The sequence below is a fragment of the Ornithinibacillus xuwenensis genome (assembly GCF_039614845.1).
GTDB classification, from domain to species: domain Bacteria; phylum Bacillota; class Bacilli; order Bacillales; family Amphibacillaceae; genus Ornithinibacillus; species Ornithinibacillus xuwenensis.
Genome location: NZ_JBDIML010000002.1, coordinates 43470 through 56393, shown reverse-complemented (window position 1 = coordinate 56393; position 12924 = coordinate 43470). Strand labels below are relative to the sequence as shown.

Sequence of the window (12924 nt, the reverse complement as noted above, 5' to 3'; positions counted from 1 at the left end):
TGCAGGTTATGTCTTTTAGATAGGTTCAATATTTGCTTTCATAACAGTGTTCATTAAGTAAAGCGCGTAATCATTGCCTTCCTTTTCTTCAGAGGCCATACAATTTTTGGGGATATGCATCGTAAAATTGTACATATAGGCATCCTTTGCTGTGAAAAGAATACAAATATCTCCAGCAATTCCTGCAAGTATTACATGCGATTTCCCTAAATCAGTTAACAAGGATTGTAACGGCGTTTGAAAAAAAGCAGAATGCTGTGGTTTAATTAGAAAGTAATCTTGATTTCTAGGTTTTATTTTATCAATAATATGCTTGCTCTTATCGTTTCTGCAGTGATTGATAATAACCTCAGGATCAGATTTCCAAAGCGTATAATGATCATTTACATAAATAATTGGAAGATGATTTTCTTCTGCAAAATGACGTAGCCGTATTAAATTTGGTAGAATTTCCGCTGTATGAGTACATAGTTTGTCTCCGCCATGGAAGTTAAAATCATTTATTACGTCAACAAATACAATCGCTGTCTTCGTTAGCTTATCTTTCAAATGGAATCACCTCCAAGAAGGCTGTGAACTATTAGTATTAAGAAGAAAGAGAGAGATTATTCAACTATTAAAGAGAGCAGTGATAACAATGAATGATGAATATTATATGCGTTTAGCATTGGAACAGGCTGATAAAGCAAAGGAAAAAAATGAGGTGCCAATTGGGGCCATAATCGTTTATCAGGATGTCGTCATTGCAGCTGGTTATAATATGCGGGAAATGTCCCAGGAGACATTATCACATGCCGAGCTTATTGCCATTCAGGAGGCAAATCAAAAAATAGGTAGTTGGCGTCTAGAGGATTGTACATTATATGTAACCCTTGAGCCATGTCCAATGTGTGCAGGAGCAATTGTTCAGTCCAGAATAAAACGGGTCGTTTTTGGTGCCTATGATCCAAAAGCAGGTTGTGCGGGTACTTTAATGAATTTACTAGATGAAAATCGATTTAATCATCAGGTTGAGACTACCGGTGGAGTTTTGGAAGAAGTATGTCGTGAACGATTAACGAGCTTTTTCAAATCACTGCGTGATCGAAAAAAACAGTAGGTTTCCATATAATCTCAACTGGATCAGCATTGCATTTTCTTTTCAACATGTTATAATGGGTATTACCGTGCTAAGCGGGGAGGTAGCGGTGCCCTGTACTCGCAATCCGCTATAGCGAGGCTGAATTCCCATCATGAGGTGAGTGACCGTGTGGTCTGCCTTAAGGGATTGGTGTTGACGTTTAGGTCCTGCGCAACAGAGACCCACGAACCCTGTCAGGTCCGGAAGGAAGCAGCAGTAAGTGGTCATTTCTGTGTGCCGCAGGGTTACCTAGACTGAGCCATGAACTTAAGTAACGCATGGGGTCACTTCATCGACGATGGGTGCACGGCTTACATAGTGACTTTTAAACCTCTTGTATCAACAAGAGGTTTTGTCGTACCTCATCCAATAATGGAACACTAACCTCTGTTAGCTTCTTTTTTCAATCTTCTAGCGATAATCTTTTTTGTAATATACGATATCTTGGTTCACATTCCATCTTAAAATCGGTATAATTAGGTAGAAATCATAGAGGGGAATTTATTATGAGCTATCAAGCATTGTATCGCGTATGGCGCCCACGAACATTTCATGATGTTGTTGGACAAAGCCATATTACACGAACACTACAAAACGCAATTGTTCAAGAAAAATTCTCGCATGCCTATTTGTTCTCAGGACCAAGAGGAACTGGGAAGACAAGTGCTGCAAAAATTTTTGCTAAAACAATCAATTGTGAACATGCCCCAGTGAAAGAGCCATGTAACGAATGTGCAGCTTGTCGTGGAATCCAAGACGGTTCTATTTCTGATGTAATTGAAATTGATGCTGCGTCTAATACTAGTGTTGATGACATAAGAGAAATTCGTGATAAAGTAAAATATGCTTCTAGTGTTGTCCCATATAAGGTATACATCATTGATGAGGTTCATATGATTTCTGTTAATGCATTTAATGCATTACTCAAAACATTGGAAGAACCTCCAAAGCATGTTGTATTTATATTGGCAACCACGGAACCACATAAAATTCCATTGACCATTATTTCAAGATGTCAACGCTTTGATTTTAAACCTATTTCGAATCAAGCAATAGTTGAACGTATGCAAACGATACTAGATGGTGAAGGGTTAACGGTTGCGAAAGAAGCATTAGATGCCGTCGCGTTAGCCGCTGAAGGTGGAATGCGTGATGCACTTAGTATACTAGACCAAGCCATTTCCTATAGTGAGGACAGTGTGCAACTAGAAGATGTTCTTGCAGTAACAGGTGGCGTATCACAGCAAATACTAACAGAAATTATTGCGGCGATGACTCAAAAAGAAGTCCAAACTGCATTAAAAATGTTAGATGAACTCATCCAGCATGGTAAGGACCCAGCTAGATTTGTTTATGATATTATTTATTTCTTACGAGATCTCTTATTGTATAAAAGTGCACCTGCACTTGAAGGGGTTTTAGAGCGTGCTATTATTGATGATGCATTTAAGGAATTAGCACAGAACGTAACGGAACAATGGATTCAGCATGCAATTATGCAATTAAATCAATGCCAGCAAGAAATGAAATGGACGAATAATCCAAAGGTGTTTATTGAAATTGCGATTATTACCATTACCAATCAATATCCAGAAGCGGCTGGCTCAGCAGATATTGCCTCTTCAGATGCTGTGATGCAATTAACTACTAAGTTAGCGCAACTAGAGAAAGAAATAACGACATTAAAAGAAGTACCTGCACAGACAAATACAGTAGCTCCTCAGCCAGAGCGAAAGAGGCAGCAGCAACGACAATCGAAAAACAGTTATAAAGTTCCATATGAAAGAATTCGTAACGTACTAAAAGAGGCACAAAAGCCTGCTTTGAAAGAGATTCAATCACAATGGGCATCATTTTTAAATAAACTAAAAACAACAAGTGCACCAGCACATGCAACGATTCAGGATTCAAAGCCTGCTGCCGCATCAGATTCGTCACTTGTCGTTGCTTTTAAGTACGAAATCCATTGTGCATTATTTTTAGATAACCGTGAACTAGTTGAATCTGTATTAAGTAGTGTATTAAATAAACAGCTAACTATTATTGCAATCCCCGAACAGGATTGGCAGGAACTACGGAATGATTATTTGAAAAATCAAGAGCAATCTACTCCAGAGCAATCAAATGCGAGTGATCCTCTAGTGGAGGAAGCAAGAAAGCTTTTTGGAGATGACTTGATCGAAATACATGACTAACAAAATTGGAATTTAAAGGAGGCGTTTTCCATGAAAGGTATGGGAAATATGGGTAATATGATGAAACAAATGCAAAAAATGCAGAAGAAAATGATGCAGGCACAGGATGAGTTACATGAAATGTCTTTTGAAGCATCTGCTGGTGGCGGTATGGTAACCGTTGTAGCAAATGGTAAAAAAGAAATTACAGATGTACAAATAAAAGAAGAAGTAGTTGATCCAGATGATATCGATATGCTACAAGATTTAATTCTTGCTGCAACAAACGATGTCCTAAAGCAAATTGAAGAAAAAACCAATGATACAATGGGTCAGTTTACGAAAGGATTAAACATGCCAGGAATGTTCTAGGGGGAAACTTCATGTATTATCCAGAACCGATTTCAAAGCTGATTGACAGCTTTACAAAATTGCCAGGTATTGGGCCAAAGACTGCAGTCCGTCTGGCTTTTTTTGTTTTAAATATGAAAGATGATGATGTACTTGATTTTGCAAATTCACTTGTGAATGCGAAACGAGAGCTGACGCATTGCTCAGTATGTGGGCATATTACCGATCAGGATCCATGTGCGATTTGTTCCGATTCATCTAGAGATAGCTCTATTATCTGTGTTGTACAAGATCCAAAAGATGTTATCGCAATGGAAAAGATGAAGGAATATAATGGTAAATACCATGTGCTTCACGGTGCGATATCTCCAATGGATGGAATTGGTCCTGAAGACATAAATGTTCCAGATTTGTTAAATCGTTTAAAGGACGATGAAGTGAATGAAATTATTTTAGCAACAAACCCTAATATCGAGGGAGAAGCAACTGCAATGTATATTTCGCGCTTGGTGAAGCCTTCTGGTATAAGAACAACAAGAATTGCACATGGATTACCAGTTGGTGGCGATTTGGAATATGCAGATGAAGTTACATTATCTAAAGCGTTAGAGGGTAGGAGAGACTTATAGAAGTAAGGTGACATTTGTGGGAAGAAAGAAAAAGAAACGTAGGAAACGAGAGGTTGACGAGTTATTATTAGATGCTATTTTCTCCATTGAACACGAATGGAAACAAATAAAATCAATTGTCGGTAAAAGTATTGAGCCGACTTTCAATGGGAAAAGCACCGAAAGAATTGCGCAAGCTAAATATCTATTTTTACTACGAGAAGCAAAGCACCGAAAGATTAGTGCTGTGCGGTATAGTAAGTAATGATGAAAACACTTCACCATACAATTTTGTGGTGAGGTGTTTTTCATATAAATAAAAAAATCAGTTCTTTTTTAACGCCTTCCGTCATATTTACATATATAAGGGACAAGTTAAAGGAGTTGATTTAGTTGGATTCCACAATTGTTATTTCGATTATGGTTGCAGTTATTGTCATATTGCTTTTTGCTGGCACATCCTTCAAACCAATGCGATTTCTGGCACAAGGTACGGTTAAACTAGGAATAGGTATATTATTTTTGTTCTTTTTTAATATCATTGGCGGATCTTTTGGGTTACATATCCCGATTAATTTATTTACAACAGTTGTATCAGGATTCTTAGGCTTATTTGGTGTTGCATCACTTGCAGCAATTCATTTAATTATTATTCCATAAGAAAGAAAAGTTTCAAAGATTTCTAGTATATTCTCCGTTAAAGTAGGACAAACTAGTTACTAGTTTAACGGAGGTGGGGAAAATGGAAGAAAGAATAGTAGAATTGGAGCATTGTGGTATTTGTGAGGAGAAAAAGCACCAGGGAATTCATGTATACAATATGTTTATTTGTACGGAATGTGAATATAATATGATTCATACAGAGCCTCGAGAGGAAAAGTATAACTATTACCTTCAAAAATTAAAAAATATTAACCAGCCCTCTATATTTTCATAGATTTCGTAATTGGGTCTTTGCATTCTTACTTGCAAAGGCTTTTTTTGTTGATAAGATAAAGATAATAGCAATGGAAAGGGAAAGATCATGAAAAATAAACAGCAACAAATGCCCTTATTGGAACAGTTAATTCATTTTACCAAGCAAAATCCAACTTCATTTCACGTACCTGGTCATAAAAATGGAACGGTTTTTGTAGAGGATGCGAAGCCTTATTTTGAGCACCTTTTACCAATTGATCTAACGGAGTTATCTGGTTTAGATGACCTGCATGCGCCACAGGGCGTGATAGCCGAAGCGGAGCAACTAGCAGCAGAATTTTTTACTGCTAATCATACGTTTTTTTTAGTTGGAGGAAGTACAGTTGGAAATTTGGCAATGATACTTAGCACTTGTTCCATAGGTGACGAGATTATTGTGCAACGAAATAGTCATAAGTCCATCATGAATGGACTTGAATTGAGTGGAGCAAATCCAAGGTTTATTCGTCCAGAATATGATACAGCACTGCAGCGCTATACCGCACCAAGCTATGATACCGTAAAGAAGGCTATTGACCTGTATCCTAACGCAAAGGGGCTAGTGTTAACATACCCTGATTATTTTGGGAATACTTATGATATCAAGAAAATAATTGATTTAGCACATCACCATGACATACCAGTTCTAGTAGATGAAGCACATGGTGTTCATTTTTCAATTGGAAATCCTTTTCCAGCATCAGCATTAAAGCTAGGAGCAGATATGGTTGTTCAATCTGCACATAAAATAGCTCCTGCCATGACAATGGCTTCATTTTTACACATAAATTCTGATCGAATAAAGAAAGAACAAGTGGGCCATTATTTACAAATGCTACAATCAAGTAGCCCGTCCTATCCATTAATGGCATCCTTGGATATTGCAAGGTATTTTCTTGCTACTTTAACAACGGAAGACTTAGCTGACATCATTTCCAGTGTTAATCAATTAAGGGACGTGTTTGAAAAAGGGGAGCATTGGGAAATTTTAAGTAGTCACGATCCATTAAAAATTACGATTCAAGTGAGAGATGGATTATCCGGCTTTGCGGTTGCCCAATATTTTGAGGAGCAAAGCATCTATCCTGAACTAGCAACGGATAAACAAGTGTTATTTATTCATGGCTTACAGGGAGTTTGTGACATCGAAAAAGTGGAAAAAACAATAAAAAGCCTAAATGAACAATTAAAATATATGTCAAACCATGCTACAATAGATAGTAGAGGACTATTTACAGATTCTGTTCAGGAATTAGCTGTTACGTATCCTGAAATGCGTAGCTTGCCTAAACAGGTAGTTGCAATGCAGCAAGCAAAAGATTTCATTGCTGCAGAATCCGTAATACCATATCCGCCAGGAATCCCTGTTATTCTTAAAGGAGAAAAAATAACAGAAGAACAAATTAGCCTATTACGGCATTTAATACAACAAGGAGCAACCATACAGCACCAGGATATTGAACAAGGCATCCAAGTGTTTGACTTAACAGACAGAAAGGCATAGATTTTTCAGTCAGTGTTCTAAGCTGAAGCTTCCTACTTGGACAGCCGCTGTCTACTAACTAAAGGAGAAGAATTACGTGAGTGGTTATTTTATAACATTTGAAGGTGGCGAAGGGGCAGGAAAGACTTCTATACTTCATTCATTAGGAAAAAAATTACAAGACCAAGGGTTCGATGTTGTGATTACTCGTGAACCTGGTGGAATAGACATTGCAGAGAAAATTCGAAACATCATTCTAAATCCAGAGCATACCGCAATGGATGGACGAACGGAAGCATTGTTATATGCTGCTGCTAGAAGACAGCATCTCGTTGAAAAGGTACAGCCAGCATTAGAAGAAGGAAAAATAATACTATGTGATCGTTTCATTGACAGTAGCTTAGCCTATCAAGGCTATGCTAGAGGGCTTGGGATTGATGAGGTTTTTTCAATTAATCAATTTGCTATTCAAAATTCTATGCCGGATTTAACATTACTTTTTGATATAGAACCAAGAAAGGGATTAGAACGAATTGCTGCAAATAAAGACCGGGAAAGAAATCGTTTAGACTTAGAAACAATCGCTTTTCATGAAAAGGTCTATGAAGCATATCAAATCCTTGTCAAAAGGTTCCCAGAACGAATTCAAGTCATCAATGCCGATCAAGTTTTTGATGATGTTGAGAAAGACAGCCTATCATTAATAACCCAATATTTGAATAATCATAATGTAAAGGGGGGTTTTTTATGAAACTAGTAATGGCAGTCATACAGGATAAGGATTCCAATCGTTTAACGGAGGCACTAGGAAAGAACAACTATAAATCTACAAAGCTTGCAACGACAGGCGGATTCCTAAAAGAAGGAAATACGACGTTAATTATTGGTTGTGAGGATGAGTATGTAGATGATGTGCTCGGAGTTATTAAAGATAATTGCTCACAGCGTGAACAAATGGTAGCGCCTATTTCACCAATGGGCGGAAATGCAGATTCCTATATTCCGAGACCTGTTAAGGTTGAGGTTGGTGGAGCGACTGTATTTGTATTACCAATTGAAACGTTTATTCAATTCTAAACAGACTATAACAAGGGGGCTGAATCGATGAAGATAAGCCAAGAGCTTCTCAAGCAGGTAGATACATCACAGAAGAATATCCGTAGATCGAATACAGGAAATCAATCATTTGAAGCTATCGTTCAGTCCCAATCACAAAAAATGCAAAAGACTGAATTACAAAAAATGATGAGTGATATTACCTTACAAGGTGATCGTTTAGCACGTTTTCGCTCATTTAAGGATTTAGTGAAATTTAAACGACTAATCAAGCGATTTTTAGAAGAAGCTGTTTCAAACGGAATGGATTTACAAAAGTCACATAGCTTCAGTTATACAGGAAGCAGTCGTCAATTAACCATTGTAAAACAGATTGATGATAAATTAATGGAATTAACAGAAGAAATTATGAACCAGGAAAAAAAGACAGTAGATTTACTAGGTCTTATTGGAGAGATTAAAGGTCTACTGATTAATTTATATACGTAGCGATTTGGGACAAGTAGGATGACAAAAGGTAATACACCATTTATTCCCTGAGAAAACTACATGATGACTTTTCTCAACGCTGGTGTCGTATCGCAATAATCCCAAATGACAAGCCCGCTTGTGCGAGCACTTATGCTTAATAAGGAAGGATATTATGAATACGTGGTCTGATATTGCAGCAATACAACCAATGGCAAGCCAAATTATTACGAATAGTATTATTAAGGACCGCATTTCACATGCTTATTTACTTCAGGGTGCGCGCGGAACAGGTAAGGAAGATATTGCCATCTTAATTGCAAAGGTCTTATTTTGTGAAAACAAGTCAGGCGCTAATCCTTGTTTGGCCTGTAATGCATGTAAACGGATTGACTCTGGTAATCATCCTGATGTGCATTGGATTGAACCAGATGGCCAATCCATTAAAATTGAACAAATTAAAAACCTTCAAAAGGAATTTACCTATTCAGGTCTTGAGTCCGATCAAAAGGTTTATATCATAAAAGGTGCAGATACATTAACAGCAAATGCTGCTAACCGAATATTAAAGTTCTTAGAAGAACCAAGTAAGAAAACAACCGCTATTATGCTTACCGAAAATAGTCAATCAATCCTACCTACTATACGGTCAAGATGTCAGATTATCGATTTAAAACCGTTAAACCCACTTCACTTCCAGCAGAAATTGATTGATGCAGGATTAAATGATGCAACTGCAAAATTGATGAGTGCCCTCACAAATAATCTCGATGAAGCCATTAAATGGAGCCAAGATGAGTGGTTTGCCGGTGCACGAAAATTAATGGTACAATTAGTAGAAGCATTTACTGATAATGTCAGTGATGTCTATTTATTTATTCATAATCACTGGATGCAGCATTTTAATGAGAGAAAGCAAATGGAGCAAGGTCTAGACTTATTGCTACTAGCTTTTAAGGATATACTTTATTATCATATTGATCATGAAGATGCATTGGTTATTTTTGCTCCAGATGAGCGTCTTGAGAAACTAGCAATGTATTATTCGCAGGATAAGCTAATTTCAATCCTACAAGATTTACTCGAGGCAAAACAAAAATTGAAGCAAAATGTTCATCCAACACTGGTGATGGAACAGGTGACACTTCAAATAAAGAGGTGATATACGTGATAGAGGTAATAGGTGTACGCTTTAAAAAAGCGGGTAAAATATATTATTTTGATCCCTCAAACCTTTCGATAGAGTTAGATAACTATGTTATTGTAGAAACGGTAAGAGGAATTGAGTTTGGGAAGGTCGTTATTGCAAACAAACAAGTAGATGAAGAGGATGTTGTACTTCCGCTTAAAAAGGTTATCCGTGTTGCAGACGACAAGGACAAGTTATCGGTTGTTGAAAATAAGGAATACGCCGATAAGGCATTCACAGCTTGTTCTGAGAAAATAGAAGAACATCATTTAGATATGAATTTAGTGGACGTTGAGTATACATTTGACCGAAACAAAATTATCTTTTACTTTACAGCCGATGGTCGCGTTGATTTTCGTGAGCTTGTAAAGGATTTAGCAGCAATGTTCAAAACAAGAATTGAACTTAGACAAATTGGTGTTCGTGATGAGGCGAAAATGCTAGGCGGTATAGGACCTTGTGGGAGAATGCTATGTTGTTCAACTTTTTTAGGAGATTTTGAGCCAGTTTCTATTAAAATGGCAAAAGATCAAAATCTTTCCCTAAACCCAGCGAAAATTTCAGGTTTATGTGGACGTTTAATGTGCTGCTTGAAGTATGAAAATGATGAATATGAAGAAGCCAAACGAGATCTTCCAGACTTAGGTCAGCGTGTCCATACACCTCATGGAAAAGGTCATGTTGTTGGTCTTAATATACTTGATCGCGTGATACAAATAGAAATTCCAGAAAAAGAACGTGTTATAGAATATACCTTGGATGAACTCATCGAAGAAGGAATTGTGACAGCACAGGGCCAAGAATAATGGAGTGAGTCGAATTGAATAAAAGACAAATATTTGATCAAGTATCAGATATGGAAAAACAAATTGGCGAATTATATGAACAACTTGGTGACTTAAAAGGGAAACTAAGTGATTTGCTTGAAGAAAATCATCGCCTCTCCATGGAAAACTTACATTTACGTAATCGATTGGATTTAACCGAGTCCGAGCAAGATTCATTACCTGAGGGAACTAAACTAAAAGAAATGCCAAGTGAAGGCTATGATAATTTAGCTAGACTATATGAAGAAGGATTTCATATTTGTAATTTGGAATTTGGTAGTCCAAGAAGAAACGAGGATTGTATGTTTTGCCTAGATTTTCTTAGCAAAACAAAATAACGTATAATGTAGCTGTCTGGTAATCGATATTCCAGGCAGCTTTTTTCTTGTTTTGTATTTCTTACATAAGAAAGGATTTTCGAATTGGTTCAACTATATGATGATGAAAGACTTGATTATTTAGTGGCAGATGAAAGCATGCAAATTATTCAGAGTCCTACTGCATTTTCGTTTTCACTAGATGCTGTATTATTAGCAAATTTCGCTTCTATACCAATAAAGAGAGGTTCAATATTAGATTTATGTAGTGGTAATGGAGTGATACCACTTTTGCTTTCAAGGCATACGAATGCTAGTATTGTTGGAGTAGAAATACAAGAACGAATACTTAGCATGGCAAAAAGAAGTGTCGAACTTAATCATCTAACAGAACAAGTAACAATGCTGCATGGTGATATTCGAGAACTGAAAGCGATCATTGGACATAGTAGCTTTGATGTGGTGACATGCAATCCTCCATATTTTAAAACACCCTCTAAGAATGAACATAATCAGAATGAACATTTAACCATTGCGAGGCATGAGGTTTACTGTACGTTAGAGGATGCGGTGAAAGCCTGTAAACTACATGTAAGACCTGGAGGTAAGGTTGCCATGGTGCATCGTCCAGGAAGACTGGTGGATATACTGACGGCATTTCGGGAGTACAAATTAGAACCGAAGCGGTTACGTCTTGTCTATCCTAAAAAAGGTCGTGAAGCAAACATGCTCCTAATTGAAGGAATTCGTGATGGAAAACCAGATTTACACATTCTACCACCCTTATATATTTATCAAGAGGATGGTTCCTATACAGATGAAGCAAAGGAGATTATCTATGACTGAGATGGAGCATACCGTTTACATGCTAAAATGCGCGGATGATACATTATATACGGGCTACACCAACGACTTAGAGAACCGGTTAAGAACACATGAATCTGGAAAAGGTGCTAAATACACAAGAGGACGCGGACCGTTTCAAGTCATGTTTGTGGAAAAATTTCCTACCAAAGAGGCAGCATTGAAGCGAGAATATGAGATTAAACAGCTAACTCGTAAAGGGAAATTTCAATTAATCCGAGATAAATTGAAAGAGGTTATGCAATATGATGATACAAAAGAGCTATGAACAACGTGAAGAAGGATCCTTATATGTGGTTCCTACTCCGATAGGTAATCTAGAGGATATTACCTATAGAGCACTTACCATTTTAAAAACAGCTTCCGTAATTGCAGCCGAGGATACTAGAAATACCAAGAAATTGCTCAATCATTTTGAAATCTCAACCCCGCTCCTTAGCTATCATGAGCATAATAAAATGGAGCGGGAAAAACAGCTGCTTGAAAAACTGTCAAATGGTGAATTGATAGCCATCGTGAGTGATGCAGGTATGCCAGCAATCTCAGATCCGGGATATGAAATAGTAGAAGCAGCAATTCAGAATAATTATGCTGTCATCGTATTACCAGGAGCAAATGCAGCTTTATGTGCTTTAGTCGGATCAGGCTTACCAAGTAAGGAGTTTCTATTTTATGGATTCTTACCTCGGAAGAAAAAGGAAAAAGAAGCGGAATTAAAACGTTTAGGAATGCAAAAAGCAACCTTACTATTTTATGAATCTCCTTATCGAATAAAAGAAACCTTAAAAGATATTCAACAACATCTCGGAAATCGACAAGCAACAATTGCTCGAGAGATTACAAAGCGCTTTGAGGAGTATGTTCGTGGTACTGTTGGGGAGTTAATAGAATGGGCAGAAGCACAGGAACTTAAAGGTGAATTTTGCCTAGTAGTAGAGGGAACTAGTGAAGAGAGTCACATCGAAACAGAAGCGTGGTGGACGAATTTAGCTATTCGTGAACATGTTATGTATTATATAGAAGAGAAACAACTTTCTAGTAAAGAAGCGATTAAAGAGGTTGCCAAGGAACGAAGCTTACCGAAAAGGGAAGTCTACCATTCTTATCACATTGAATAGGAAAATTTTCATGAAAAGGTATTAAAAAAGAGCTCAACCATTGTTGTAGCTCTTCTTTGATGCCTTTTTACTTGAAACGAGATTCAATTTCTTCCAATAATTGCTTAGCTCCCTCAGGGCTTAATACAATTTTACCATTTGCCAATGATAGATTTTCATCAGAGGAATCGCCAGTAATTTGGCAGGCCATATTTGGCTGATACTTTTTCAAGATTACTTTGTCGTTATCAACGTAGATTTCTAGAGGATCCTTAATATTAATATCTAAGGTTCTACGTAATTCGATTGGAATAACAACACGTCCTAATTCGTCAACTTTTCTTACAATACCAGTAGATTTCATAACTGTAACTTCCCCTCCTCCTACAACCTCTTTTTCGTCAAAAATCGAC

19 protein-coding genes and 1 other RNA gene are annotated in these 12924 nt (G+C 37.2%); 18 read left to right on the top strand and 2 right to left on the bottom strand.

What is annotated here, in order from left to right:
- Positions 1–15: 15 nt before the first annotated feature.
- Positions 16–549, bottom strand: coding sequence for a cysteine hydrolase family protein (locus ABC228_RS06110; RefSeq protein ID WP_345824228.1), 534 nt, complete (start codon positions 547–549; stop codon positions 16–18).
- Between the two features lie 88 nt (positions 550–637).
- Here ABC228_RS06110 and tadA point away from each other — a divergent pair, with 88 nt between their 5' ends.
- The 18 genes from tadA to rsmI all read left to right on the top strand — a co-directional run bounded on the left by tadA (position 638) and on the right by rsmI (position 12532).
- Entirely contained in the window at positions 638–1099 is a 462-nt protein-coding gene (gene tadA, locus ABC228_RS06105) for a tRNA adenosine(34) deaminase TadA (protein WP_345824227.1), read from the top strand.
- 65 nt (positions 1100–1164) lie between these two features.
- An RNA gene (gene ffs / locus ABC228_RS06100) (signal recognition particle sRNA large type) lies at positions 1165–1430 on the top strand.
- 196 nt (positions 1431–1626) lie between these two features.
- Complete coding sequence (gene dnaX / locus ABC228_RS06095; RefSeq protein ID WP_345824226.1) at positions 1627–3315, top strand: DNA polymerase III subunit gamma/tau; 1689 nt, start codon at positions 1627–1629, stop codon at positions 3313–3315.
- Positions 3316–3345: 30 nt separating this feature from the next.
- Positions 3346–3666 (top strand): YbaB/EbfC family nucleoid-associated protein, encoded by a 321-nt coding sequence (locus tag ABC228_RS06090; protein ID WP_345824225.1) that lies wholly within the window; start codon positions 3346–3348, stop codon positions 3664–3666.
- Positions 3667–3677: 11 nt separating this feature from the next.
- Positions 3678–4274 (top strand): recombination mediator RecR, encoded by a 597-nt coding sequence (gene recR, locus ABC228_RS06085; RefSeq protein ID WP_345824224.1) that lies wholly within the window; start codon positions 3678–3680, stop codon positions 4272–4274.
- A gap of 16 nt (positions 4275–4290) precedes the next feature.
- Complete coding sequence (locus ABC228_RS06080; RefSeq protein ID WP_345824223.1) at positions 4291–4518, top strand: YaaL family protein; 228 nt, start codon at positions 4291–4293, stop codon at positions 4516–4518.
- A gap of 128 nt (positions 4519–4646) precedes the next feature.
- Positions 4647–4913, top strand: coding sequence for a pro-sigmaK processing inhibitor BofA family protein (locus tag ABC228_RS06075; RefSeq protein WP_345824222.1), 267 nt, complete (start codon positions 4647–4649; stop codon positions 4911–4913).
- Between the two features lie 82 nt (positions 4914–4995).
- Positions 4996–5190: a sigma factor G inhibitor Gin gene (locus ABC228_RS06070; RefSeq protein ID WP_345824221.1), complete on the top strand. Its 195-nt coding sequence runs from the start codon at positions 4996–4998 to the stop codon at positions 5188–5190.
- A gap of 87 nt (positions 5191–5277) precedes the next feature.
- Complete coding sequence (locus ABC228_RS06065; RefSeq protein ID WP_345824220.1) at positions 5278–6714, top strand: aminotransferase class I/II-fold pyridoxal phosphate-dependent enzyme; 1437 nt, start codon at positions 5278–5280, stop codon at positions 6712–6714.
- Positions 6715–6790: 76 nt separating this feature from the next.
- Positions 6791–7444: a dTMP kinase gene (gene tmk / locus ABC228_RS06060; protein WP_345824219.1), complete on the top strand. Its 654-nt coding sequence runs from the start codon at positions 6791–6793 to the stop codon at positions 7442–7444.
- A complete protein-coding gene (locus ABC228_RS06055; protein WP_345824218.1) occupies positions 7441–7770 on the top strand; it encodes a cyclic-di-AMP receptor in 330 nt (109 codons plus the stop codon). The genes tmk and ABC228_RS06055 overlap by 4 nt, the downstream gene beginning before the upstream one ends.
- 27 nt (positions 7771–7797) lie before the next feature.
- Positions 7798–8238, top strand: coding sequence for a YaaR family protein (locus ABC228_RS06050; RefSeq protein ID WP_345824217.1), 441 nt, complete (start codon positions 7798–7800; stop codon positions 8236–8238).
- 154 nt (positions 8239–8392) lie between these two features.
- The gene (gene holB, locus ABC228_RS06045; protein WP_345824216.1) at positions 8393–9379 is read left to right on the top strand and encodes a DNA polymerase III subunit delta'; all 987 of its coding nucleotides are present in this window, start codon (positions 8393–8395) and stop codon (positions 9377–9379) included.
- 5 nt (positions 9380–9384) lie between these two features.
- Positions 9385–10212 carry a PSP1 domain-containing protein gene (locus ABC228_RS06040; RefSeq protein ID WP_345824215.1) on the top strand — a complete coding sequence of 276 codons (828 nt, stop codon included), beginning with the start codon at positions 9385–9387 and terminating at the stop codon, positions 10210–10212.
- Positions 10213–10226: 14 nt separating this feature from the next.
- A complete protein-coding gene (gene yabA / locus ABC228_RS06035) occupies positions 10227–10571 on the top strand; it encodes a DNA replication initiation control protein YabA (protein ID WP_345824214.1) in 345 nt (114 codons plus the stop codon).
- A gap of 84 nt (positions 10572–10655) precedes the next feature.
- Positions 10656–11396 (top strand): tRNA1(Val) (adenine(37)-N6)-methyltransferase, encoded by a 741-nt coding sequence (locus ABC228_RS06030; RefSeq protein WP_345824213.1) that lies wholly within the window; start codon positions 10656–10658, stop codon positions 11394–11396.
- Positions 11389–11682, top strand: coding sequence for a GIY-YIG nuclease family protein (locus ABC228_RS06025; RefSeq protein WP_345824212.1), 294 nt, complete (start codon positions 11389–11391; stop codon positions 11680–11682). The genes ABC228_RS06030 and ABC228_RS06025 overlap by 8 nt, the downstream gene beginning before the upstream one ends.
- A complete protein-coding gene (gene rsmI, locus ABC228_RS06020; RefSeq protein WP_345824211.1) occupies positions 11660–12532 on the top strand; it encodes a 16S rRNA (cytidine(1402)-2'-O)-methyltransferase in 873 nt (290 codons plus the stop codon). Before ABC228_RS06025 ends, rsmI begins: the two co-directional genes overlap by 23 nt.
- 67 nt (positions 12533–12599) lie before the next feature.
- Here the strand turns inward: rsmI and abrB are convergent, their stop codons facing one another.
- A complete protein-coding gene (abrB, locus tag ABC228_RS06015; RefSeq protein WP_345824210.1) occupies positions 12600–12875 on the bottom strand; it encodes a transition state genes transcriptional regulator AbrB in 276 nt (91 codons plus the stop codon).
- Between the last annotated feature and the right edge of the window lie 49 nt (positions 12876–12924).

Excerpts from the sequence above, each read along its gene's own strand:
- ABC228_RS06050 (WP_345824217.1), top strand. The coding sequence starts at position 7,798 with ATGAAGATAAGCCAAGAGCTTCTCAAGCAGGTAGATACATCACAGAAG.
- ABC228_RS06090 (WP_345824225.1), top strand. The coding sequence starts at position 3,346 with ATGAAAGGTATGGGAAATATGGGTAATATGATGAAACAAATGCAAAAA.
- abrB (WP_345824210.1), bottom strand. The coding sequence starts at position 12,875 with ATGAAATCTACTGGTATTGTAAGAAAAGTTGACGAATTAGGACGTGTT.
- ABC228_RS06065 (WP_345824220.1), top strand. The coding sequence starts at position 5,278 with ATGAAAAATAAACAGCAACAAATGCCCTTATTGGAACAGTTAATTCAT.
- rsmI (WP_345824211.1), top strand. The coding sequence starts at position 11,660 with ATGATGATACAAAAGAGCTATGAACAACGTGAAGAAGGATCCTTATAT.
- holB (WP_345824216.1), top strand. The coding sequence starts at position 8,393 with ATGAATACGTGGTCTGATATTGCAGCAATACAACCAATGGCAAGCCAA.
- recR (WP_345824224.1), top strand. The coding sequence starts at position 3,678 with ATGTATTATCCAGAACCGATTTCAAAGCTGATTGACAGCTTTACAAAA.
- dnaX (WP_345824226.1), top strand. The coding sequence starts at position 1,627 with ATGAGCTATCAAGCATTGTATCGCGTATGGCGCCCACGAACATTTCAT.
- ABC228_RS06025 (WP_345824212.1), top strand. The coding sequence starts at position 11,389 with ATGACTGAGATGGAGCATACCGTTTACATGCTAAAATGCGCGGATGAT.
- ABC228_RS06070 (WP_345824221.1), top strand. The coding sequence starts at position 4,996 with ATGGAAGAAAGAATAGTAGAATTGGAGCATTGTGGTATTTGTGAGGAG.
- tadA (WP_345824227.1), top strand. The coding sequence starts at position 638 with ATGAATGATGAATATTATATGCGTTTAGCATTGGAACAGGCTGATAAA.
- ABC228_RS06055 (WP_345824218.1), top strand. The coding sequence starts at position 7,441 with ATGAAACTAGTAATGGCAGTCATACAGGATAAGGATTCCAATCGTTTA.